This is a genomic window from Mixta tenebrionis (genome assembly GCF_006517625.1).
Taxonomy (GTDB): Bacteria; Pseudomonadota; Gammaproteobacteria; order Enterobacterales; family Enterobacteriaceae; genus Mixta; species Mixta tenebrionis.
This window is the reverse complement of the sequence record NZ_VHQI01000003.1, coordinates 67,577-90,391: the sequence shown is the minus strand read 5'-3', so window position 1 is coordinate 90,391 and position 22,815 is coordinate 67,577. Positions and strand designations below refer to the sequence as shown.

The following is a 22,815-nucleotide window of genomic DNA, read 5'->3' as shown; positions in this document are numbered from 1 at the left end:
ATTTGGGCGGTTTTGAAGTAAGCGCGGCGGAATCTGCAGCTGACATACGTTCCGCGCCCGCCTGTGGAGGGAAGAGGCCGCTGCATAAAGACGCCCTAGATCCATCCCTGGAGGCTCTGCCGCGTCATCCCTGACGCGGAAGCTTTACTTCGCGGCCTCTTCCCTCCCGGCTTCAGTCCGGTGAACATCTGCCGCCGCCCGGTTAACTTTCAGTATCGCTGCAGAAACCGCTGACGAATCACCATGTTCAGCCAGGAAGCCTATTACGCAAAAAGAGAACTAATCAGGTCAGGTTACGACAGCGCCGCCTGTGGGAAGCGGAAGGGGTAGCACGATGAGGCGGGCCTCCCGCGCCAGGGAAGGCGCGGGCGGAGGCTCCAGGGACGGATTTATGCCGTCCCGCCGAACGGGCTGCCCCTTCTGCGACCGGCACGGTTTTTTAGTTCCCCTGTGTGCCACGGTTGCGATCGTGACCGGCACGGTTTGTTTTTTTAGCCCCCTGCACGGAACGATTGAAATCGGTCAGAGGGTAAGCACGGCGGAATCTGCAGCTGACATACGTTATGCGCCCGCCTGTGGAGGAAAGAGGCCGCTGCATAAAGACGCCCTAGATCCATCCCTGGAGGCTCTGCCGCGTCATCCCTGACGCGGAAGCTTTACTTCGCGGCCTCTTCCCTCCCGGCTTCAGTCCGGTGAACATCTGCCGCCTATTGATAATTCACCATCACCTGATTGCTACGCACCCGCAGCACTGGAAACAGTCGTCCCTGCCCCGGCACGCTATAAATAAAACGCAACGTATCGCCCGCCGCAACATTCGTCAGCCCGCGCGTCGCACCGCTGGCTCCCTCAATCGACGTACAGCGGGTACTGGAACAGAGCTTAACCTGCAATCCCGCGGGCTGCGGGCCAGTCAACTCAAACCGCCAGTAAATCAATGTCATCACGCCAGAAATCGGATCGGGCGGCGAAATCGGCGCGGAAGCGGCCTCGACGCCACGATTGCTCAACGCCACGCCCGCGGCGCTGCCCTGCCACGCGCCGCCTGCCGCCTGTACCGCCAACGGCAACAACAGCGCTAATGCTAACCATAAAAACCGCATCACTGGCCTCCAATCGTCGCCGTCATACGAATCTGTCGGTTATCGGTCAGCTCCATATTGGACAACACCGCCAGCTGCGGCAGATTACGACGCAGAAAACGCGCCAGCAGCGCCCGCAGCGGATGATTCACCAACAGCACCGGCGGCGCGCCCAGCATCTCCTGATTTTGCAACGCACGCTGTGCCTGTTCCAGCAAACGATCCGCCAGCCCCGGCTCCAGACCGCCGCCGCCCTGCAACGCCTGCAACAGCAAACGCTCCAGCGTCGCATCCAGACCGATCACCTGTACCTCGCCGCTGCCGGGAAACCACTGCTGCGTAATAGCACGCCCCAGCGCCACGCGCACCACCGTCGTCAACTCATAAGGATCGTTCTGCACCGGCGCATGTTCCGCCAGCGTCTCAATGATGGTGCGCATATCACGCATCGATACCCGCTCCGCCAGCAAATTCTGCAACACCTTATGCAGCGTCGTCAGCGAAATCACGCCCGGCACCAAATCCTCCGTCAGCTTCGGCATCTCCTGGCTCACGCGATCCAACAGCTGCTGTGCCTCCTGACGCCCAAACAGCTCGCTGGCGTACTGGCCGATCAGATGATTAAGATGCGTCGCTACTACGGTACTGGCCTCCACCACGGTAAAGCCCTGAATCTGCGCCTGCTCCTTTAGCGCGCTGTCAATCCAGATAGCGGCCAGGCCAAACGCCGGATCGACCGTCGGTTCGCCGGGCAGAGTGCCGGCGGCGGTACCGGGATTAATCGCCATCCAGCGTCCTGGGTAAGCATCGCCGCTGCCGATCTCCACGCCCTTCATCAGTATGCGATAGCGCGCGGCGGGCAGATCCATATTGTCGCGAATGTGCACCACCGGCGGCAAAAAGCCCATCTCCTGCGCGAACTTCTTACGAATACTGCGGATACGCCCCAGCAGCTCGCCGTTCTGCTGCTGATCCACCATCGGAATCAGGCGATAGCCTACTTCCATCCCCAGCGAATCCTCCAGCTGCACGTCGCCCCAGGTCGCCTCCACCGTAGCGGCGCTCTCCTGCGCGCGCGGCATCAACGGCGACGCGGCAGGCTTCGGCTGCATCTCGCGCCCGCGCTGCCACCACGCCAGCCCCAGCAGCGCGGCGGTAAACAGCAAAAACACCAGGTTCGGCATGCCCGGCACCAGGCCCAACAGGCCCAGCACGCCTGCGCTCAGCATCAACACGCGCGGATTGCTGAACAGCTGGTTCACCATCTGCTCGCCTACATCCTGCTCGGTGCTGACGCGCGTCACGATCACGCCCGCCGCGGTGGAAATCACCAGCGCCGGGATCTGCGCCACCAGACCGTCGCCGATGGTCAACAGCGTATAGCTCTCCGCCGCCGCGCCGAGCGGCATACCGTGCTGCACCACGCCTACCAGCAGGCCGCCGACCACGTTAATAATCATGATCATAATGCCCGCAATGGCGTCGCCACGGACAAACTTACTGGCGCCGTCCATTGAGCCGTAGAAATCCGCCTCCTGCGTCACCTCGGCGCGGCGCTTCTTCGCCTCCTCCTCGCCGATCAAACCGGCGTTCAGATCGGCATCGATCGCCATCTGCTTGCCGGGCATACCGTCCAGCACAAAACGCGCGCCTACTTCGGCAATTCGTCCGGCGCCCTTGGTAATCACCATAAAGTTAATGATGATCAGGATAATAAATACCACGATACCGATAGCGAAGTTGCCGCCGACCAGAAAGTGACCGAAGGCCTCCACCACGCGCCCGGCAGCGGCCGCGCCGGTATGCCCATCCAGCAAAATCACGCGCGTCGAGGCAACGTTCAGCGCCAGACGCAGCAGGGTAGAAAACAGCAGAATGGTAGGAAAAGCAGCGAACTCCAGCGTGCGCTGCGTGAACATCGCCACCAGCAGCACCATGATGGAAAGCGCGATATTAAAGGTAAACAGCAGATCGAGGATAAAGGGCGGCAGCGGCAGCACCATCATCGCCAGGATCATCAGAATCAGCAGCGGGCCAGCCAGCACCTTCAGCTGCGAATCTTTTATATTGCCCGGTAAGCGAAGTAAAACGGCCAGATTAGCCATCGGATTGTGTTTCTCCTGCAAAGTCCAGTTCAGCCGGAACCGGCAAACGTTGAGGTTTTTTCGGTATCAGCCCGCCCTCGCGCTTCCAGCGTTTCAGCTGCCATACCCAGGCCAGCACCTCGGCTACCGCCGCATAAAGCGTGCCCGGAATGTGTTGCCCGATCTCACTGTGACGATAAAGCGCGCGCGCCAGCGGCGGCGCCTCCAGAATCGGCACGCGGTGCGCTTTACCCAGCTCGCGAATCCTTAGCGCCACCTCGCCGGCGCCTTTCGCCAGCACCTTCGGCGCGCTCATCTTCTTCTCGTCATACTGCAACGCTACCGAATAGTGCGTCGGGTTAGTGACGATCACGTCCGCCTTCGGCACATCGGCCATCATGCGACGGCGGGCGGCGGCGCGCATCGCCTGGCGGATACGGCCCTTAACGTGCGGATCGCCCTCCATCTCCTTATGCTCGTCGCGGATCTCCTGGCGCGTCATGCGCAGCTTTTTGAAATGACTGAACAGCTGCCAGAAAACGTCGAAACCAACCATCGGCACCAGTCCCAGCACTACCAGAAAGCAGCACACCGCCACCATATTCAGGCCGTGCGCCAGCGCGTCAACAGGCGACTCGGTAATCAAACGCAGCATCTCCGGCCACTTTGTCCAGACATACCAGCCCGCCACCGAACCAACCAGCGCCGCCTTCAATACCGCCTTCAGCAGCTCGGCCCAGGCCTGGGAGGAAACCATGCGCTTCAGGCCGCTCAGCGGATTCAGCTTGCCGAAATTAAACGCGATCGCCTTGCCGCTGAGGACAATGCCGCCAGTCAGCATCGGCGCGGCGATAGCTACCAGCGCCAGGCCGCCCATCATCGGCAGCAGCGCCCAGACCGCCTGCCCCAGCAGACGGCTGACGTGACGCACTATCTGGCCCGGATCGTTAATCAGGCGGTGATCGAAACTAAAACCGGAGGCCACCATTTCCGCCAGCTGGCGCGCCATCGGCTCGCCGCCCATCCAGAGGATCAGCAGCCCCGCCAACAGCATCAGCAGCGACGTCAGCTCACGCGAGCGCGGGACCTGCCCCTCTTTCCGCGCTTTTTCAAGTCGGTGGGGTGTGGGGGATTCTGTTTTTTCCTCGTCGCTCTCTTCAGCCACGTTGCAAAACCTGCGCCTTCATGGGAATGAAGCATAGGTTGCCAAAAGCGGCAGCTTTTAATACGCCGAGTAGCGGGGTTAAACGGGGGTTATTTGCCGGAATGGACGCGGCGAGCTGACCTGATGCCAGCCCGCTACGTAAAACCACAGGCCATCGCGCCGGTTAACGGACGACGGCCTTCTACTTAAAAGCCCAGGCTATCAAGCAGATCGTCAACCTGGTCCTGATTTGCTACTACGCCCGGCGCGGCGGCGTTGATCTGCGGGCCGTTCAGCAGGCTGTTCTCTTCCCGCTTCTGACGCGCGTTCGCCTCCGGCATATTCTCCAGCAGCACCATCAGCAGCTGGCGCTCAATCTCCTGGATCACATCCATCATGCGCTTAATCACCTGACCGGTGAGATCCTGAAAATCCTGCGCCATCATGATGTCGAGCAGCTGCGCGTTGGTAAAGGAGGTGTGTTCCGGCACCGCTGCCAGATAATCGCGCGTATCCGAAACCAGCACGCGCGCGTCCGCCAGCTCGACAGGGTGTTCAAACCAGGCATCCCAGCGCGTTTTTAGATCTTTAGCGCCGCTTTCCAGCGCCTCCTGGCGCGGCTGCGACGCCTCAACGCAGTTCAGCGCGCGCTCGGCCGCCTGCGCCGTCATCTGCACCACATAGTCGAGACGGTCGCGGGCGTCGGGAATCGCTTCCGCCGCTTCCGCAATCGCCTGATCCAGCCCCAGCTCGCGCAGGCTGTCACGCAGCATTCGCGTCAGGGAGCCGATGCGTGAGATAATATCTTGCGCCGAAGCCGCATCGGTCGCTGGTTTCGTAAGTTCGCTCATCACGTCTCCTTACATACCTAATTTTTCGAAGATCTTACCTAACTTCTCTTCCAGGGTCGCTGCGGTAAAAGGTTTAACGACATAGCCGCTGGCGCCAGCCTGCGCGGCGGCAATAATGTTCTCTTTCTTCGCCTCGGCGGTCACCATCAGCACCGGCAGCTTGCCCAGCGCGGCGTCGGCGCGAATGGTTTGCAGCAGCTGCAGGCCATCCATATTCGGCATGTTCCAGTCGGAAATAACGAAATCAAACCCGCCGGCGCGCAGCTTGGTCAGCGCGTCGGCGCCGTCTTCCGCCTCTTCAACGTTATTGAAGCCCAGCTCTTTCAGCAGGTTGCGTACGATACGACGCATCGTATTGAAGTCATCCACCACCAAAAAGCGCATATTCTTGTCAACCATATCTACTCCTGTGTTATGTCGTCCCGCTGGACGGGCCCGGTTAAATTCGCAATGCCTGTCCGGCGCTAATTTTTGCCAGCATGTGCTGGCTGATTTGCTGCAGATCCACCACTTCACTGGCTCCCCCGTGAGCAATCGCCTCACGCGGCATGCCGAAAACCACGCAGCTCGCCTCGTTCTGGGCGATGGTCCAGGCGCCGGCGCGATACATCTCCAGCAGCCCCGCCGCGCCGTCGTTGCCCATGCCGGTCAGGATCACGCCGACGGCGTTACGTCCGGCGTGCTGCGCCACCGACTTAAACAGCACGTCCACCGACGGCTTGTGGCGGTTGACCGGCGGCCCATCGTTCAGCCTCACCTGGTAGTTGGCGCCGCTACGCGCCAGCTCCAGATGCATGGCGCCGGGCGCGATATAGGCGTGCCCCGGTAGAATACGTTCGCCATCTTCCGCCTCTTTCACGGTGATCTGGCACAGCTTGTTCAGCCGCTCGGCAAAGGAGCGGGTAAAGCCCGGCGGCATATGCTGGGTAATCAGCAGCGCCGGACTGGTGACCGGCAGCGGCTGTAGCACATGGCGGATCGCCTCGGTGCCGCCGGTTGAGGCGCCAATGGCGATCAGCTTCTCGCTGCTCAGCAGCGGGCCGGCCTTCAGCAGCGCCGGCGCCGCCTGCGGCATGCGCGGCACCAGCCGGGCGCGCGCCGCCGCACGGATTTTGTCGGCGATCATCTGGCTGTAGGCCATCATCCCCTCGCGAATCCCCAGCTGCGGCTTGGTAACGAAATCGATCGCCCCCAGCTCCAGCGCGCGCAGCGTCACTTCCGAGCCTTTAGCGGTCAGAGAAGAAACCATCACTACCGGCATCGGGCGCAGGCGCATCAGCTTTTCCAGAAAGTCGAGGCCGTCCATGCGCGGCATCTCCACATCCAGCGTCAGCACCTGTGGGTCGTACTGCTTGATTAAATCGCGCGCCACCAGCGGATCGGGCGCGGTCGCTACCATCTCCATATCGGGATGGCTGTTGATGATCTCCGTCATCAGCTGACGCATCAGCGCTGAGTCATCAACGCACATTACGGTGATTTTGCTCATGATCTTTCCTTCGTCAGTCCGTAGACCGTCTGCCCGCGCAGATAAAACTCTTTGCTGATCTGGCTGAAGTTTTCCGAGTGGCCGGCAAACAGCAGGCCGCCCGGCTTCAGCAGCGGGACAAAACGCCGCAGGATCTTTTCCTGAGTCTCTTTATCGAAATAGATCATTACGTTGCGGCAAAAAATCGCATCAAAGGGGCCGGGCTGCGTCCACTCGTGCGCCAGCAGATTCAGCCGGGCAAAAGTTACCGCATTCGCCAGCTCCGGCCGCACGCGCACCATCCCGGCATGCGGCCCGGTGCCGCGCAGGAAGAAACGCTGCATCTGCGCCTGCGACAGCGTGCGCAGCTCTTCCTGGCGATAGACGCCCGACGCGGCCTTCTCCAGCACCTGGGTATCGATATCGCTGGCGTGAACCGAAAATTTTCCCGGCCCGGCGCCCAGCGTTTCCGCCAGCGTCATAGCGATGGAGTAAGGCTCTTCGCCGGTAGAGGCGGCGGTGCTCCAGACGCTATAGCTGCCGCCGCGCTGTCTGGCGTGATCCGCCAGAATCGGGAAATGATGCGCCTCGCGGAAAAAGGCCGTCAGGTTAGTGGTCAGCGCGTTAATAAACGCCTGCCACTCGGCGCTGTTGGCGTCGTTTTCCAGCAGCGCGAGATAGCGCCCGAAATCATCAATATTCAGGGTGCGCAGGCGGCGCACCAGCCGGTTGTAAACCATTTCCCGCTTGTGATCGGCGAGCACAATGCCGGCACGCTGATAAATAAGCTGGCTGATCCGGCGAAAGTGCGTATCGGAGAGCGGCAGGCGCTGAACCATTTGGGCCAGCAGCGTGGTGCTCTCAGGTGGTGCCAGTAGTGTCGATTTCTTCATCCAGGTTCACCCAACAAAAGCAATTTAAGGGGTACAGGGCGCCGCCTGCTGACAATGCTGACCCGCTTCTCACCCGTTCTGCCGTCCATGCGGCTGCGCATCGCGGCGGTTTTTCCGTTATCAGCGGGCTTCGCGCTATTCCGTGGCGGCTGCCGCTTCCTCTGTCAGCGCGGCATTCTGTTGCGTGACCTCATCTGGCCTGGAGAATCAGAACGTTTCCCAATTCTCATCTGCGGCTACGGCTTTGCGCGCTGCCGCAGCCGGCGCTGCGCCTTGCGATTTTTTCGTTGCCGCATTCAGGTTAACGGCGGCGGCGGCGAATTCTTTACCAATTCTGAACACGGAAACCGCCTGGCTGAGACGGCTCGCCTGCTCTTCCAGCGCGGCCGCCGCCGCAGCGGACTCCTCCACCAGCGCGGCGTTCTGCTGCGTCACGCGATCCATCTCGGTTACCGCCAGACCCACCTGGTCGATGCCGCGGCTCTGCTCATCCGACGCCGAGGCGATCTCTCCCATAATGTCGGTGACGCGCGTCACCGCGCTGACGATATCGCTCATGGTTTCGCCCGCGGTGCCTACCAGCGCGGAGCCGGTATCGACGCGCGCGACGGAATCTTCAATCAGCGATTTGATCTCTTTCGCCGCCTGCGCGCTGCGGCTGGCCAGGTTGCGCACCTCGCCCGCCACCACCGCAAAGCCGCGCCCCTGCTCGCCGGCGCGCGCCGCCTCCACCGCCGCGTTCAGCGCCAGGATATTGGTCTGGAAGGCGATGCCGTCAATCACGCTGATAATATCGGCGATTTTTTTCGAGCTGCCGGCGATGTCGCTCATGGTTTTCACCACGCCGTCCACTACCAGCCCGCCCTGCTGCGCGGTTTCCGAGGCGCTCAGCGCCAGCTGCGACGCCTGACGCGCGTTCTCCGCGTTCTGCTTCACGGTGGCGGTCAGCTGCTCCATGCTGGCGGCGGTCTGCTCCAGCGAGGCGGCCTGCTGCTCGGTACGGGAAGAGAGATCGTTGCTGCCGGCGGTGATTTCGCTGGCGCCGGTGTAGATGGCGTCGGAGCCGTCGCGCACGTCGCTGACGGTGCGTACCAGCTCCTGCTGCATATTTTGCAGGCTGGCGGCCAGCAGGCTCATTTCGTTGCGCCCCTCCACCGCGATCGGCTGCGTCAGATCGCCGCTGGCGATAGCCTGAATATGCTGCATCACCTTTTGCAGCGGCTGCAGCAGGATATGCTGCAGGCCGAACCAGCACAGTACGATAACCGCCAGCACCAGCGCCATTACCGCGCCAAGTATCCACAGCATGACGCTAAACGCGCGTTCATTTTCCGCCACGCCTTTTGCCGACAGCGCCGCCTGCGCGCTACGCCACTCGCTATAGGCTGCCTGAGCATCGTTCTGCTTCTGTTCGATGTTGAGTTTAAACATGGTTTCCAGCTGTTTCGCCGCCAGCAGATCGATCATATCGCCCAGGGTTTCCGCCAGCGTGCCATATCGCTCTTCCATGCGCTGCGTCAGCGCATTGTCCTGGCCCGGCGTATCGGGTATTGCTTTATATAAGCGATATTGCTTATCCGCTTCCGCCAGCTGGCTGCGGCTCTGCTGCACCAGCGCATCCAGCCCGCCGCCGTTGATATTGCTGGCCATATCGCTCTGCAGACGCAGCATGCCGCGATTCAACGTGATGCGCGTCTGGTTAAGCGCGATCCAGGCATCGGTAAGCGCCGCCACGTTTTGGCTGGAGGTCTGCGAGACGGAAAAATTGTTTTTGTCCTGATTCAGCGCCTGAAAGAACAGACCGCCCGCCAGCAGCTGCATGACGCCGAAAACAACCAGCACCACAATCAGACTGGTTACCACTTTGATTCGCTTTAACATACTTACCCCTGGTATTGAGAAAATGAACTACCAGCAGGTTATCGGCAACGATGCGGCAACGTTTATCGCCGCCGGGAAAAAAACGCCGTCGGGCGCAGTGACGGCGTAAAAAAATGCCGTCGGGCGACGGCATCAGAGGGGAGAAAATAACGACGGAGATTAGAAGGTGACCCAGTCATCCTCAGCGGTCGCGGTGTTTTTTTCCTTCACCGTGCCCGGTTTCAGGGTCAGCGCCGGTGTGCCTGAGCGCTCGATGCTGTTTTCACCGCCCGGCAGCGTAAACACGGCAACGGCCTTGCCCAGACGGCTGGCCTGCTCTTCCAGCGCGGCGGCGGCGGCGGCGGAAGCTTCTACCAGCGAGGCGTTCTGCTGCGTGACGCCATCCATTTCCGTAACCGCCTGACCCACCTGTTCAATACCGCGGCTCTGTTCATCCGAAGCGGCAGCAATCTCGCCCATAATATCGGTAACGCGATTAACGGCGCTGACGATCTCGCTCATGGTTTCACCGGCGCTCTCCACCAGCTCCGCGCCGGTATCGACGCAGCTTACCGAATCAACGATCAGATCTTTAATCTCTTTCGCCGCCTGGGCGCTGCGCTGCGCCAGGCTACGTACTTCGCCCGCCACTACCGCAAAGCCGCGCCCCTGCTCGCCGGCGCGCGCCGCTTCCACCGCCGCGTTCAGCGCCAGGATATTGGTCTGGAAGGCGATGCCGTCAATCACGCTGATAATATCGGCGATTTTCTTCGAGCTGTCGGCAATTTCACTCATGGTTTTCACCACGCCGTCCACCACCTTGCCGCCGCGCTGCGCGGTTTCCGAGGCGCTCAGCGCCAGCTGCGACGCCTGACGCGCGTTATCGGCATTCTGCTTCACGGTGGCGGTCAGCTCTTCCATGCTGGCGGCGGTCTGCTCCAGCGAGGCGGCCTGCTGTTCGGTTCTCGACGCGAGATCGCCGCTATCAAGAGAGATTTTGCTGGCGCTGGTATAGATAATATCCGCGCCGCTGCGCACGTCGCGCACGGTTGTCGCCAGCGAGCGCTGCATATCGCGCAGGCTTTCCGCCAGCTGGCCCATTTCGTTATGAGTGGTCACTTCAATTTTTGCCGTCAGATCGCCTTCGGTAATGCGCTTAATATGCGCAATAACGCGATCCAGCGGACGCAGCAGGATACGCTGCAGCACCACCCACATCGCCGCCAGGGCAATCACGATCAGCACCATCATCAGCCCCGCCAGCATTAACGACACAGAATAATTATGTTCGCTTTCGCTGCTGTTCTCCTGTGACTGATCGCGGTTGGTTTTAATCCACAGATCGTAGGCCTTTTCAAAGCGGTCCTGATAGTGCTGCGTCGGCTGGGCGAGTGCGCCCTGTATATCGCGCTGGGTAAGTAGCGATTTCAGCTCCTGTAACTTTTGATATAACTCCTGATAAGTATCAACCAGCGTTTTGCTATCGAGATTTTCATGATCCAGATGATTCAGCTGCTGATGAACCTGCTGGAACTCAGCATATTTTTCCTCGGCGCTTGCCAGCTGTTTACCCGCCAGCGCCAGCAGCTCTTCCGTCTGCGCATCCATATTACGCATCTCGGAATGCATATTAATACGCAATGCAGCGCGGTTCAGTGAACTACGCGCCTGCAGTAAATAAGCCCAGAGATTATGTAAATGAGTCCGGCGCAAACTGTACCGTTCCTCGATTTTGACGTTAGTCTGATTTTCCCTGACGGATTTGAAATAGAATCCGTTGGTGATCATTTGCATAACGCCGAACAGTGCCAGTATCAAAAACATAACTGTCACAATCTTTATATTTTTAAACATATAAGTCCCTTATGGTTGATCGCATACGGCGCGGAGCCTGGGCGTTAACAGCGCGCAGCAGCCGGCGCGGTGGCTTCACCCCGTTCCGCAGCCCTATAGCGCCTTCTCGGCGGCTTTTGTCAGACAGTTCTACAGCAATAAAAAACAACCTGACAGAGAGCTTGGCTTCTGGTTATTTCTTAAAAAGAAGCCGTTTCTGATATTATTAAAACGAATAGCTATGTTGTTGTGGATAAAAATAAGTCTGGTGGTTTTTAATTAACGGTAGATATGGCAAAAGCAAACGATATAAATGGTAATCGCGCAATAAGCGATAATAAATCGTTTCTTTTATATGTTTGGCGTACACTCTGTAAAACAGCCGTGATGTGTTATGAATGTTAATATCCTTTAACATGAATTTTTTCCTGCTGTTTAAATCTGACGTCTGACTAACGGTAAAAGCTTTATTTATCGCAAGCTGTACTAAAAAAACATCTTGTTATCAACACGCCCCTGGTGAGATTTTTCTGAATTATATAGTAAAAGGGCTACATTATACCGCCCTTTTTTTATTTTGTCACGCCGTTATAATCAACCGACTTTACTACCTGCCGTCAGGCGCTGCGCAACGTGTCCATCAACGCCATCTCTTCGCTGCTCAGCAGTTTCTCGATATCTACCAGAATCAGCATGCGCTCGCCCAGCGCTCCCAGACCGGTCAGGTATTCGGTAGACATGGTGACGGCGAACTCCGGCGAGGGACGAATCTGATCGGCGGTCAGCGACAGCACGTCAGAGACGCCATCAACCACAATGCCGACCACGCGCTGCACCAGATTGAGCACGATCACCACCGTATTGTCGTTATACGCCACGCCCGGCTGCGCAAACTTAATGCGCAGATCGATAATCGGCACGATCACGCCGCGCAGATTGGTAACCCCTTTGATAAAAGCAGGGGTATTGGCGATGCGGGTGACCTGGTCATAACCGCGGATCTCCTGCACCTTCAGAATGTCGATGCCATACTCTTCATCGCCGAGGGTGAATACCAGAAATTCCTGACCGACGGTTTCCCCGGCCAGCTTCGTTACATTTGCCATTCCAGTCATAGCTTTGCCCTTACTTGGTTGCGATCACGCGGCGCCGGCCACGCGCTTCTCACGGTTCAATGATTGCAGCGCCGAAACATCGACAATCAACGCCACGCTGCCATCGCCGAGGATGGTGGCGGCGGAAATGCCCGGCACCTTGCGATAGTTGCTCTCCAGGTTCTTCACCACCACCTGGTGCTGACCAATCAGCTGATCGACCAGCAGCGCATAGCGTTTGCCGGCGCTTTGCAGTATCACCACGATGCCCTGCGTCGCTTCGGTTTTCGCGCCCTGTACGTCAAAGACATTCCACAGCTCCACCAGCGGCAGATATTCGCCGCGCACCTCAAGCACGCGTTCGCCGCCCGCCAGCGGCTTCAGCTCTTCCGCGCGCGGCTGGAGCGATTCCATCACCGCATTCAGCGGCAGAATAAAGACCTCATCCGCTACCCGCACCGACATGCCGTCAAGGATCGCCAGCGTCAGCGGCAGCAGGATACGAATAGTGGTGCCTTTGTCCTGTTTCGAGGCGATCTCTACATGTCCGCCCATCTCCTGAATGTTACGTTTCACCACGTCCATGCCGACGCCGCGCCCGGAAACATCGGTCACCTGCTCGGCGGTGGAGAAGCCGGGGGCGAAGATCAGCATCCCCACCTCTTCGTCGCTCATCGTCTCGCTGACCGGCAGACCGGAAGAGATCGCCTTCGCCAGAATACGTTCGCGGTTCAGGCCGGCGCCGTCATCGATAACTTCGATACAGATATTGCCGCCCTGATGCTCGGCGGAGAGCGTCAGGTTGCCCACCGCGCTTTTGCCGGCGGCGAGGCGTTTTTCCGGCGATTCAATGCCGTGATCGAGGCTGTTGCGCACCAGATGAGTTAGCGGATCGATAATGCGCTCAATCAGGCTTTTATCCAGTTCGGTAGAGCTGCCGAGCAGCGTCAGCTCCACCTCTTTACCCAGCTTGCTGGCCAGATCGCGTACCAGACGCGGGAAGCGGCTGAAAACGTACTCCATCGGCATCATACGAATCGACATCACCGATTCCTGCAGGTCGCGCGCGTTGCGCTCCAGCTGGCCCATGCTGTTCAGCAGATCGCCGTGGGCCACCGGATCGAGCGCGCCGGATCGCTGCGCCAGCATCGACTGGGTAATCACCAGCTCGCCCACCAGGTTAATCAACTGATCGACCTTCTCCACCGCCACGCGGATACTGCTGGACTCGCTGGTTTTCGCCGGAGCCGCTTTCTTCGGTTCGCGCTTCGCCGCCGGCGCTAATTCACCGATCGCCGCCGGCGCGGCGGCGATTTCCGCTTCGGCCATGGTAGCCGGCGGCGGCGCTGATGCGGCGAGCGGCGCGCTGGCCGCATCCGGCGGGAAGCTAATCTGTGATTCCTCAATCACAAAGCAGAGCACCGCCACCAGATCGTCTTTGCCCACCGAGGAATCGAGCGTCGCTTCGAGGCTGTTTTCCCCTTTGATCACGTTGCTGACGCTGCCGAGGTTGCCCAGCTCTTCCAGCAGCAGGCCGACTTCGTTCGGCTTCAGGCTGCTCAGCTTCAGGCGCAGGCCAGCGGCGGCGGGCGCTTCAGCGACAGCCGGAGCAACATCAATTTTTCTTGCCGGCGCGATGATTTCGCCCTTCGCCTCCAGCGCCAGCTGGCGCAGCGCTTCACAGATATATTTAAAACTGTCGGCGTCCGGCTCCTGTCCCGCCTTATAGGCATCGAGCTGTTCCTGCATAATATCTTTGGTTTCCAAAAACAGGTTGATAATGTCAGTGCTGAGCTGCATCTCGCCCCGGCGCGCACCGTCCAGAATGTTTTCCAGGATATGCGTGGTTTCCTGCAAAACCGCAAAACCGAAGGTGCCGGCTCCGCCTTTAATCGAATGGGCTGCACGGAAAATGGCGTTAAGCTGTTCTGAATCAGGCTCCTGCGGGTCTAAGCCAAGCAGGTGCTGCTCCATATCGGCCAACAGCTCGTCAGCTTCATCGAAAAACGTCTGGTAAAAATCGCTGATATCCATGCTCACGGTTATCACCTCTGCTGTGAGTCGCGATCAGGCTGCGGCGGGCTGACGGGAGCGGTCGACGCCGGGGTAACCGGCGGCTCCTGACGGGCCGGCGCGGCCTGTGAAGGTTGATGATCTGGGTTAATCGCCGCATCGGTCGGCTGCGCCGGCGCGGTAATTTGTTTAATACTCTGCGGATCGCTGAGCGTCGTCGCGTCGCTTTCGGCATTTTCTTTTTCGATTTGCGTCTGGGTGTCGTGATTCAGCACCAGCAGGCTGATGCGGCGGTTAACCGCCTCATCGCCGCCGCGGTTTTTCAGCCGCATGGTGTCGGACATGCCAACCACGCGCAGCATTTTGCTGCCGTCAAGGCCGCCCGCGACCAGCTCGCGACGTGAGGCATTGGCGCGATCCGCCGACAGCTCCCAGTTGCTGTAGCCGCGATCGCCCAGCGCGTACTGAAAATCATCGGTGTGGCCCGCCAGGCTGATCTTATTCGGCAGATCGTTCAGGATCGGCGCAATAGCGCGCAGGATATCGCGCATATAAGGCTCTACCTGCGCGCTGCCGGTTTTAAACATCGGGCGGTTCTGGCTGTCGATAATCTGAATGCGCAGCCCCTCTTCCACCAGGTTAATAATCAGATGCGGCCGCAGCGTTTTCAGGCGCGGATCTGATTCAATCAGCCGATCGAGCCGTTCACGCAGGCGGTTAAGACGAATTTCATCCAGCTTGCGTTTTTCCGCATCCATATCGACATGTTTCTGCACCTCGCCGATTTTTTGCGTCGGATCGTCGCCGCCGCCGGGAATCGGACTGCTGCTGTCGCTGTTACGCTGGCCGCCGGTAATCGCTACTTTTAGCGGCGTCTGAAAATATTCCGCAATCTTTACCAGCTGCTGCGGATTGGCGATGGAGATCAGCCACATCACCAGAAAAAACGCCATCATCGCGGTCATAAAATCGGCGTAGGCGATTTTCCACGAGCCGTGACCACCCTCATGTTTTTTATGCTTGCGCCGTTTCACCAGCACAATCGGGTGATTGTCGTGTTTCATGCGTCCTGGCCCGATGTCTGTTTCGCGGGTGACTTCGCGTTGCGCACATGTTCTTCCAGCTCGGTAAACGACGGACGTTCGCTGGAATAGAGCGTTTTACGGCCAAACTCAACGGCGATCTGCGGCGCATAGCCGTTGAGGCTGGAAAGCAGCGTGACCTTGATGCACTGCATCATCTTGGTGGTTTCCGCGCACTTCTGGCGCAGCACCGACGCCAGCGGCGATACAAAGCCGTAGGCCAGCAGGATGCCGAGGAAGGTGCCCACCATGGCGTGAGCGATCAGCGCGCCCAGCTCCGCCGCCGGCCGATCCGCCGAGGCCAGCGCATGCACCACGCCCATCACCGCCGCCACAATGCCGAACGCCGGCAGCGAATCGCCCACCGCGGCTAAACTTTGCGCTGGTACGTCGCATTCATGCTCGTAGGTTTCAATCTCTTCATCCATCAGCGCTTCAATTTCAAAGGCGTTCATATTGCCGCTGATCATCAGGCGCATGTAGTCGGTAATAAAATCAACTAATTTACTGTCGGCAAGAATACGTGGGTAATTGGCGAAAATTTCGCTCTCTTTTGGATTTTCAATATCGCGTTCCAGCGACATCATTCCCTGCTGGCGTGATTTCGCCATCAGCCGGTAAAGCAGCGCCATCAAATCCATATAAACGGCTTTATTGTATTTTGAGCCGCGCAGCAGTAGAGGAAATGCTTTTAACGTCGCCTTAATGGATTTGCCGTTATTACCGACGACAAAAGCGCCAATGCCGGCCCCGCCGATAATCAACAGTTCAGAAGGTTGATAAAGCGCCCCAAGGTGCCCGCCGACCATCATATAGCCGCCCAACACCGAAGCGACCACGAGGATATAACCCAGAATTACCAGCACAATAAATCCTTACGTCAGTAACGTGTTGGTGGAAGTTAAGCCAGAGAGCCGCAGGCGTTATTCAGCAAAGTGGAGGCAAAAAAAAAGCAGCGGTTAAAAACCGCTGCTGGATGTCATTCCACAATGCGAACAATCTTAAACGGCGCGTTTAACCTGTTCATCCAGCAGTTGTGAAATGTTATCGGCACTCTCTGGTGAAAGTTTACGTCTTTTTACCGCCCTTGATGGCGGCTGGCACAGGCTACAGGCGAAGCTGCCCGGCGGCTGGTGCGCATGGTTGATAAAGCTGCCGCGGCAGCATTTACAGTCGGCCAGTTCCAGCATGCCGCTTTCCACAAAGCGCACCAGCGTCCAGGCGCGGGTCAGCCCCAGCAGCGGGCCGTCATCTGACTGAGGGCACTGTTCCAGATAGAGGCGATAGGCCTTAATCACCGCATCCACGCCGCTGGTCAGCTTGCTTTTCAACAGAAACTGCCAGGCGTTGCAGAACATCGAGGCGTGAATATTCTGTTCCCAGGTCATAAACCAGTCGGTAGAGAACGGCAACATGCCTTTCGGCGGCGGGCTGCCGCGCAGCTCTTTATATAATTTAATTAAGCGCCCACGGCTAAGCTGAGTTTCGCTTTCCAGCATTTGTAAACGCGCGCCAAGCGTAATCAGCTCCATCGCCAGCTGAATATCGCGCGCCTCCTGAACAATACTTTTTTCGCTCATTATACCGCCCTCTTTTTCGGCGCTTCATCTCTGGCGGCATCGCGTAATAAGCGGCTGGATAATAAAATCCCGGTATGGATCTGCTGTAAATCATCCACACGAGAGTCCTGCGTTAAGCGGTTAATAATATTGTGATCGTTAAAACGAAACTGACATACCAGCTGATTAGTTTCCGCCAGTTTAACCATCTCTGGCAGCGTCAGCTGAGAAAGCGTATCAGCCATAGCTTCATCAATACCAAGGCGAAACATTGCAGAAGCTTTTTCCTGGTTAATTAAACGTTGTGCAAGCAGCAAATATGACAAATTGATATCGTAAATATGTTTTAATAATTCGGATGTGCCCATTCTTTTTCCATCCTGACTAACACTACTTTTAACTGTGCGGAATGGCTACCGCATGCTTGGTTGCTGGCTGGTAAATCTAAAGATGGCAAAAAAGGCAGAAACGAAGCCCAATGTCTGTCGCACTGGTTTTACGTCCTACCAGGATTTTGAATCAATAACAGTCAGGTCATTATGACCAGCTATTACCTGAGTTCTCATTCTCTTCCGTGACGTTCGCTTACAGTTTTTTAAGATTATTCTGAAAGCCGTGCAAATGTATCCCCTCTGATTTCCACATACAACGAGCGACAGGTAAAATTTTAGATAAAATGTGATCCACATCACACTTTTAAGGCAAATCACGCTAAAAAATCCATCAGTAACGCTTGTGAATAGTGCACAACGCAACCAATAAAGCCATTTTTTGCTAAATTTTTATCTAAAATTAAACAATAAATTCACATAAGTACGCTTTTCAGGCGATACCCGTTCTGTGCGCGGTCACCCGCCATTCACCTGAAATTAACATCTGTCAATTTTTGTAAAAACAGCATTTCCTGCTGCAATGAACACAGCAAAGCCGTTGCGATATTAATCACTTAGTAAAATAGTTTCCGGGCAAGAGGAATCTGCTGTCGGCGCCCTCCGGGTAAAATTGCGGCGTTTTGACAACGGTTTGTTAACAGTGAAGAGACAGTGTATGAAGGGCATCAGCAGATGTAACTATCTGTGACATTAGAGATATGAATGTTTTCTTTGCGCCCGACAGGCGTGCGCCACAATTATCGGCAGCGAGCCGCAATGCTTTATTAATTACGCGGCAGTTTTATTAGAAAGCACAGCGACTGCGCAAAAAATGCGCATATAGCATCAGGCGGCGTTTTTTATTTCACCCGGATTAATCAGCGCAATCACAGTATATTCTGCGGTCGACGCACCACGCAGGCGATGATTTAACGCAGGCCAGCGCGACGGACCTCCGCAACCTTCGCCGGCATGGCGAAAAAAAGCGACAAGGCAAAGGGGAAATAACAGAGAACCTACCAGACAGGATAACGTCAGCGCGTTAAAGCGCGCCAGCACAATAAAACGCCGTCGACTTCCCTGTCGACAGGCGAGCGCAAAGGGATCAGGCGCGACGCGGCAAAGTCGCCACGTTATCGCCAGCCGCACGATCTTCACTACGCGGAGTAATCGCGCGCAGGTCTTTCAGAAAGCTTTCGCGCCAGTGGGAAATATCATTTTTACGCAGCACCGCCATCATATCGTTATAGCGGGAGACGCGCTCCTCAAGCGGCATGGTGATTGCCTGATCCAGCGCCGCCGCCACCTCGTCGCGATCGTAAGGGTTAACGATCAGCGCGGAGGTGAGTTCGTTCGCCGCGCCGGCAAAGCGCGACAGCACCAGCACGCCAGGATCTTGCGGATTCTGCGCCGCGACATACTCTTTCGCCACCAGGTTCATGCCGTCGCGCAGCGGCGTAACCAGCGCCACGTCGGTCAGGCGGAAAATTTTCATCAGCAGGCGACGATCGAAATGCTGGTTGAGATAATAGAGCGGCGTCCAGCCGAGGGTGCCATATTTACCGTTAATGCGCCCCGCCTCGGTTTCCAGCTGATGACGGTTATCCTGATAGGCCTGCACGTCGCCGCGCGACGTCGGGGCTATCTGCGAATAACGAATTTTACCGCGGTGCTGCGGGTAGTTCTCCAGCAGCGCCTCATAGGCCAGAAAACGTTCCGGCAGCCCCTTGGAGTAGTCAAGACGCTCACAGGCGATAATATTTTTCGCATCGCCCAGCTCGCGCTTCATCGCCGCCATCTTCGGCGGCAGCGGACCTTCCGCCATCTCTTTAATGCTGTCCGGCTCGATGCCGATGGGATAAACCTCGGTAGCGAAAGTACGGCCGAAGGCGCGATGGCGCTTCTCGCCCTGCTCCTGCAGCGGCGTCAGCAGCGCCATGCTTTCCAGGAACGCCAGGCGATCGTTTTCGGTCTGGAAACCAAGCAGATCGTAATCGCACAGCATTTCCAGCAGCTCGTTATGCGGCGGCAGCGCGTTAAAGATTTCCGGCGTCGGGAAAGGAATATGCAGGAAGAAACCGATACGATTTTTCACGCCCAGCTTACGCAGCGCGGCGGCAAACGGCAGCAGGTGATAATCATGGATCCACAGGATATCGTCAGGCTCAATCAGCGGCAGCAGACGCTGCGCCAGCTGTTCGTTTACGCTGCAGTAGCCGTCCCAGGCTTCACGCTGGAACTCAACTAAATCGAGACGGTAGTGGAAGGCGGGCCAGATAACCGTGTTGGAGAACTGACAGTAGTAAAGATCATAGTCGTTCTGATTCAGCGGAAAAGAGGCGTAGGTAATGCCTTCATGTTTGATGATATCAAGGTCATCGTTGTCTTCTTCTTCGATGGCGCTGATATCGCCATTCCAGCCAAACCATAATCCTCCTGTCGTTTTCAACGCATCGAGGATGCCGACCGCTAATCCGCCAGCGCTGGCTTTTGAACCATCTGGCACCGCGATACGGTTAGATACGACCACTAAGCGACTCATAACCTTGACTCCTTACCGACGTTGTTTCGTCTTGCTCTAGTTGTAATTTAATCTGCTCCAGCCAGGCGTGAACCTCATTTACCCCATGCAGGCGATAGCGCGCCTGGCTTGAGCCTTCACCGACTTTGACGGAGATGCCCTGCAGCGCGTTGACCGCAAGAAATCCTTTTTCATCCGTCAAATCGTCACCAATAAATACCGGAATACGTCCGGCAAACGGCGCTTCTCCCATAAAAGCCTGGATTGCCGCTCCTTTGTCCACGCCCTGTGGCTTAATCTCCACCACGCATTTACCGGGCTGCAGCGCCAGCTCCGGATAGCGGGCAACCAGCCTTTCCGCCAGCTGCATGACCTGGTCCGCATACTGCTCGCCGCGGCGATAGTGCAGTGCAAAGGCCATTCCTTTAGTCTCCAGCTGCGTACCGGGCCACTGCGCCATCGCCTGGTGCAGCGTATCGCTCAGCTCCTGCCCCAGCGAGGCGGGCAGGGAAATGCGGTGTAACTCACCGCCGGCATCGCGGCGTTCGGCGCCGTGTACCCCGGCGGCGGGCGCGCGCAGCGGCGCAGCCAGCATATCCAGTTCGTGAATCGGCCGCCCCGATACCAGCGCCAGCGCGCCGCCGCTCAGACGATACAGCGCCTGCAGCGTTTGCCGCACCGGCTCAGGAATAAAGGCTTCATCGGGACGCGGCTGAATCGCCGCCAGCGTGCCGTCAACATCAAAGAAGAATGCGTAGAGGCCGCCGCTCAGTGAGGGTAATGTTGCTTGTTCTGCTGCTACGGTTGTCACGCTCTTCCTCCGGCTTTGAATCACGTCCGTTGCGCTATCGGGTTGGGATGGCAACGAACAGAGAACGGTTTGACGCAGCGGAAGGAGGCGAACGTGGGCAGGTTTACGGCGCTTCTGAATGAGATGAGTGGCGTAATGCTGGATAGCGAACGATGACGACTCTCCCCTGAGTTAACCTGTTGTTCGTCGGCGCGTGACCGACTGCCCATCTCGCATCACTTCTTGCGAACATCGTAACAACTCAGTATAGACGCGAATTCCACCTGCGCCAGGCAGGCGGACATTTTCAGAATTGACTGAATTTTTCCGGACCGACAGGTTTTTCAACCTCAGCAAAGCGGATCGTCAACAGGTTCCACCAGCTCCGGCTGCTGATGATGTGGATTGCCCACCGCCCGGCTGACCGGGTGCCAGCTAAACTGCTGCGCATCCATCGCCGCCTGCTGCGCCAGCTCGCTGGCGCGGCGGGCTGAGGTTTCAGGATGTAGCCAGGCGCAGACCGCATCCGCCTCCAGCACCAGCGGACGCCGATCGTGCAAATCGACCATGCCGCGATCGCTGGCGGCGGTAACGATGACAAAGCCCGCTTTCTCATGCGCCTGCCCATAGGGCGCCTGACCGATGGCGGCGAAAAACAGCGGCTGCCGTCGACGATGAAAGATATAGTAAGGCTGTTTCTTATCCCCTTCACGCTTCCACTCAAACCAGCCGTCCGCCATCACAACGGCGCGCCCATGCTGCCAGAGCGGACGGAACATTTTGCTCTCCGCCGCAGTTTCGCCGCGCGCGTTAATCAGCGGCGCCTTATGCCACCACGGCGGCGCATAGCCCCAGAACACCGGATCGAGATGCAGCGCGTCGTCACGATGATTCAACAGCAGCACATTGCTGCCAGGCGCGACGTTATAGCGCCCTGTCGGCTGTTCATCCCAGGCAATAGCGCGCTCCGCCTGCCCCTCAAGCAGCGACAGCCAGGCCTCACGCGACTGAATTTGAGTAAAGCGTCCGCACATAGCGCCTCCTTAATATCAGAGAGTATAGAAGGCGCGTAACGCGACAGGAGCGGAATAAGCATAATTCGCCGCGCAGCGTACGCCGTTTTTTAAGCTTCAGGGCGCCGGACGCGGCTGGCGGCTGGGCGGCTGCGTGCCGGTGATACGCGGCATCACTTCGCGCATCAGCGCGATAAACTGGCGCAGGCGCGCCGGATAGTAGCTGGCGTAGGGATAGAGCAGATAAACCGGCAGCGGCGGCGCCTGCCAGCCGGGCGTCAGCTGTTGCAAACGTCCCGCCTGCAAATCTTCCTTTACTACCCAGGCGGAGACCATCGCCGCGCCGAGGCCGTCCAGCGCAGCACGCCGCACCGCATACAGGCTGTCGCTGCTCAGGCGCGGCGTAATCGGAAACTGGAAATGTTCGCCGCTGCGCGCATCGTTAAGGATCACCTCATTGCTGTAGAAAATGCGCAGCGCCAGCCAGGGCAGCTGCGTTAAGTCCGCCACCTGACGCACCGGCGCAAACTGCGCCAGCAGATCGGGCGCGGCGATCACAATGCGCGGCACCTCGGCCAGCAGAATGGCGACCACCGACGGATCGGTAACCTCGCCAACGTGGATGGCGCAGTCGATGCCCTCGGCAATAAAATCGGGCGTATGATCGTTCAGCGTCCACTCAATGCGCGTCAGCGGATAGCGGCGCAGATAATCGCCCAGCGGCGCAATCAGCTGATCCTGACCGAAGGCGTGCGGCGCGCGTACCCTTAACACGCCGACCGGCTCATCGCTGACGGCCTGCAGATCGTCCTCCAGCAGCAGCCACTGCTCCGTCAGGCGGCGCGCATGCTGATAACAGCGCTCGCCATCGTCGGTCAGCTTCATATGGTGGGTGGTGCGCTGAATTAAACGCGCGCCAAGCAGCTGCTCCAGCGTCTGTAAACGCCGGCTCACGGTAGGCTGGCTGGTCTGCATCTGCTGTGCGGCGGCGGAGAGACTGCCGCTCTCGACGATGCGCACAAAGGTATGCAACAGCGTTATACGGTCTGTACCGATAGCGTTTGGTTCTTTCATACGTATTACGTATAACAGTTTTACCCCGGCGACGGCTACCCATTGCGCTGGCGAAAGCGAAAAATAGCCGCACATTCGCTTTT

Annotated in this window: 19 protein-coding genes and 1 pseudogene; 1 reads left to right on the top strand and 19 read right to left on the bottom strand. The window is 58.0% G+C overall.

Translation table 11 applies throughout. The features are described 5' to 3' along the window. Nucleotides 1-707: 707 nt before the first annotated feature. The 8 genes from flhE to FKM52_RS05920 all read right to left on the bottom strand — a co-directional run bounded on the left by flhE (nt 708) and on the right by FKM52_RS05920 (nt 9,403). Nucleotides 708-1,106: a flagellar protein FlhE gene (gene flhE / locus FKM52_RS05955; protein ID WP_377091335.1), complete on the bottom strand. Its 399-nt coding sequence runs from the start codon at nt 1,104-1,106 to the stop codon at nt 708-710. Next, nucleotides 1,103-3,187: a flagellar biosynthesis protein FlhA gene (gene flhA / locus FKM52_RS05950; RefSeq protein ID WP_141175290.1), complete on the bottom strand. Its 2,085-nt coding sequence runs from the start codon at nt 3,185-3,187 to the stop codon at nt 1,103-1,105. The genes flhE and flhA overlap by 4 nt, the downstream gene beginning before the upstream one ends. After that, entirely contained in the window at nt 3,180-4,331 is a 1,152-nt protein-coding gene (flhB, locus tag FKM52_RS05945; protein ID WP_141175289.1) for a flagellar biosynthesis protein FlhB, read from the bottom strand. The genes flhA and flhB overlap by 8 nt, the downstream gene beginning before the upstream one ends. Before the next feature lie 185 nt (nt 4,332-4,516). Further along, complete coding sequence (gene cheZ / locus FKM52_RS05940; RefSeq protein WP_141175288.1) at nt 4,517-5,161, bottom strand: protein phosphatase CheZ; 645 nt, start codon at nt 5,159-5,161, stop codon at nt 4,517-4,519. Nucleotides 5,162-5,170: 9 nt separating this feature from the next. Beyond that, nucleotides 5,171-5,560: a chemotaxis response regulator CheY gene (cheY, locus tag FKM52_RS05935; protein ID WP_141175287.1), complete on the bottom strand. Its 390-nt coding sequence runs from the start codon at nt 5,558-5,560 to the stop codon at nt 5,171-5,173. 40 nt (nt 5,561-5,600) lie between these two features. Continuing rightward, complete coding sequence (locus FKM52_RS05930; protein WP_141175286.1) at nt 5,601-6,650, bottom strand: protein-glutamate methylesterase/protein-glutamine glutaminase; 1,050 nt, start codon at nt 6,648-6,650, stop codon at nt 5,601-5,603. After that, nucleotides 6,647-7,522, bottom strand: coding sequence for a protein-glutamate O-methyltransferase CheR (cheR, locus tag FKM52_RS05925; protein ID WP_141175285.1), 876 nt, complete (start codon nt 7,520-7,522; stop codon nt 6,647-6,649). The genes FKM52_RS05930 and cheR overlap by 4 nt, the downstream gene beginning before the upstream one ends. 207 nt (nt 7,523-7,729) lie before the next feature. Then, the gene (locus FKM52_RS05920) at nt 7,730-9,403 is read right to left on the bottom strand and encodes a methyl-accepting chemotaxis protein (RefSeq protein WP_141175284.1); all 1,674 of its coding nucleotides are present in this window, start codon (nt 9,401-9,403) and stop codon (nt 7,730-7,732) included. Here FKM52_RS05920 and FKM52_RS22085 point away from each other — a divergent pair. Continuing rightward, complete coding sequence (locus FKM52_RS22085; protein ID WP_281284968.1) at nt 9,387-9,512, top strand: hypothetical protein; 126 nt, start codon at nt 9,387-9,389, stop codon at nt 9,510-9,512. The genes FKM52_RS05920 and FKM52_RS22085 overlap by 17 nt on opposite strands. 50 nt (nt 9,513-9,562) lie before the next feature. On the opposite strand, the gene FKM52_RS22080 is transcribed toward FKM52_RS22085, so the two are convergent. From FKM52_RS22080 to FKM52_RS05865, 11 genes and pseudogenes are all read right to left on the bottom strand, one after another. Next, complete coding sequence (locus FKM52_RS22080; protein WP_141175283.1) at nt 9,563-11,236, bottom strand: methyl-accepting chemotaxis protein; 1,674 nt, start codon at nt 11,234-11,236, stop codon at nt 9,563-9,565. 596 nt (nt 11,237-11,832) lie between these two features. After that, complete coding sequence (gene cheW, locus FKM52_RS05910) at nt 11,833-12,330, bottom strand: chemotaxis protein CheW (protein WP_141175282.1); 498 nt, start codon at nt 12,328-12,330, stop codon at nt 11,833-11,835. A gap of 24 nt (nt 12,331-12,354) precedes the next feature. After that, complete coding sequence (gene cheA, locus FKM52_RS05905; RefSeq protein ID WP_141175281.1) at nt 12,355-14,349, bottom strand: chemotaxis protein CheA; 1,995 nt, start codon at nt 14,347-14,349, stop codon at nt 12,355-12,357. Nucleotides 14,350-14,354: 5 nt separating this feature from the next. Further along, on the bottom strand, nt 14,355-15,386 hold the full coding sequence (motB, locus tag FKM52_RS05900; RefSeq protein ID WP_141175280.1) for a flagellar motor protein MotB: 1,032 nt from the start codon (nt 15,384-15,386) through the stop codon (nt 14,355-14,357). Further along, nucleotides 15,383-16,270 (bottom strand): flagellar motor stator protein MotA, encoded by an 888-nt coding sequence (gene motA / locus FKM52_RS05895; RefSeq protein ID WP_141175279.1) that lies wholly within the window; start codon nt 16,268-16,270, stop codon nt 15,383-15,385. Before motA ends, motB begins: the two co-directional genes overlap by 4 nt. Nucleotides 16,271-16,405: 135 nt before the next feature. Further along, nucleotides 16,406-16,984: a flagellar transcriptional regulator FlhC gene (gene flhC, locus FKM52_RS05890; protein ID WP_141175278.1), complete on the bottom strand. Its 579-nt coding sequence runs from the start codon at nt 16,982-16,984 to the stop codon at nt 16,406-16,408. Beyond that, a complete protein-coding gene (flhD, locus tag FKM52_RS05885; protein ID WP_141175277.1) occupies nt 16,984-17,331 on the bottom strand; it encodes a flagellar transcriptional regulator FlhD in 348 nt (115 codons plus the stop codon). The genes flhC and flhD overlap by 1 nt, the downstream gene beginning before the upstream one ends. A gap of 1,108 nt (nt 17,332-18,439) precedes the next feature. Beyond that, entirely contained in the window at nt 18,440-19,876 is a 1,437-nt protein-coding gene (gene otsA / locus FKM52_RS05880; RefSeq protein ID WP_141175276.1) for an alpha,alpha-trehalose-phosphate synthase, read from the bottom strand. Next, a pseudogene (otsB, locus tag FKM52_RS05875) lies at nt 19,873-20,666 on the bottom strand (trehalose-phosphatase). The gene otsA and the pseudogene otsB overlap by 4 nt, the downstream one beginning before the upstream one ends. Before the next feature lie 329 nt (nt 20,667-20,995). Continuing rightward, nucleotides 20,996-21,679 (bottom strand): SOS response-associated peptidase family protein, encoded by a 684-nt coding sequence (locus tag FKM52_RS05870; RefSeq protein ID WP_141175274.1) that lies wholly within the window; start codon nt 21,677-21,679, stop codon nt 20,996-20,998. Nucleotides 21,680-21,775: 96 nt separating this feature from the next. Beyond that, complete coding sequence (locus FKM52_RS05865; RefSeq protein WP_141175273.1) at nt 21,776-22,732, bottom strand: LysR family transcriptional regulator; 957 nt, start codon at nt 22,730-22,732, stop codon at nt 21,776-21,778. Between the last annotated feature and the right edge of the window lie 83 nt (nt 22,733-22,815).

Excerpts from the sequence above, each read along its gene's own strand:
- cheY (WP_141175287.1), bottom strand. The coding sequence starts at position 5,560 with ATGGTTGACAAGAATATGCGCTTTTTGGTGGTGGATGACTTCAATACG.
- otsA (WP_141175276.1), bottom strand. The coding sequence starts at position 19,876 with ATGAGTCGCTTAGTGGTCGTATCTAACCGTATCGCGGTGCCAGATGGT.
- flhC (WP_141175278.1), bottom strand. The coding sequence starts at position 16,984 with ATGAGCGAAAAAAGTATTGTTCAGGAGGCGCGCGATATTCAGCTGGCG.
- cheW (WP_141175282.1), bottom strand. The coding sequence starts at position 12,330 with ATGACTGGAATGGCAAATGTAACGAAGCTGGCCGGGGAAACCGTCGGT.
- cheZ (WP_141175288.1), bottom strand. The coding sequence starts at position 5,161 with ATGAGCGAACTTACGAAACCAGCGACCGATGCGGCTTCGGCGCAAGAT.
- FKM52_RS05920 (WP_141175284.1), bottom strand. The coding sequence starts at position 9,403 with ATGTTAAAGCGAATCAAAGTGGTAACCAGTCTGATTGTGGTGCTGGTT.
- motB (WP_141175280.1), bottom strand. The coding sequence starts at position 15,386 with ATGAAACACGACAATCACCCGATTGTGCTGGTGAAACGGCGCAAGCAT.
- FKM52_RS05870 (WP_141175274.1), bottom strand. The coding sequence starts at position 21,679 with ATGTGCGGACGCTTTACTCAAATTCAGTCGCGTGAGGCCTGGCTGTCG.
- FKM52_RS05930 (WP_141175286.1), bottom strand. The coding sequence starts at position 6,650 with ATGAGCAAAATCACCGTAATGTGCGTTGATGACTCAGCGCTGATGCGT.
- FKM52_RS22080 (WP_141175283.1), bottom strand. The coding sequence starts at position 11,236 with ATGTTTAAAAATATAAAGATTGTGACAGTTATGTTTTTGATACTGGCA.
- flhD (WP_141175277.1), bottom strand. The coding sequence starts at position 17,331 with ATGGGCACATCCGAATTATTAAAACATATTTACGATATCAATTTGTCA.
- FKM52_RS05865 (WP_141175273.1), bottom strand. The coding sequence starts at position 22,732 with ATGAAAGAACCAAACGCTATCGGTACAGACCGTATAACGCTGTTGCAT.
- cheR (WP_141175285.1), bottom strand. The coding sequence starts at position 7,522 with ATGAAGAAATCGACACTACTGGCACCACCTGAGAGCACCACGCTGCTG.
- flhA (WP_141175290.1), bottom strand. The coding sequence starts at position 3,187 with ATGGCTAATCTGGCCGTTTTACTTCGCTTACCGGGCAATATAAAAGAT.